At 53.3% G+C, this 255-nt stretch carries 1 rRNA gene; it reads left to right on the forward strand.

The features are described 5' to 3' along the window. Positions 1–255: ribosomal RNA gene (locus tag O0550_RS24895) — 23S ribosomal RNA — on the forward strand; the annotation flags it as partial.

The following is a 255-nucleotide window of genomic DNA, read 5'->3' on the forward strand; positions in this document are numbered from 1 at the left end:
CGCTTGAGCAATGGCGTGACGCAGGAGGATAGGGTGAGCGGCCTATTGGATGGCCGTCTAAGCAGTAAGTGTGGTGTGTAGGCAAATCCGCACACCAATAAGCACAAGCTGTGATGGCGAGGGAAATATAAGTACCGAAGTCCCTGATTTCACACTGCCAAGAAAAGCGTCTAGCGAGGAACAAGGTGCCCGTACCGCAAACCGACACAGGTAGGCGAGGAGAGAATCCTAAGGTGCGCGGGATAACTCTTGCTA

The organism is Brevibacillus halotolerans (assembly GCF_026891775.1).
Classification (GTDB): Bacteria; Bacillota; Bacilli; order Brevibacillales; family Brevibacillaceae; genus Brevibacillus_B; species Brevibacillus_B halotolerans.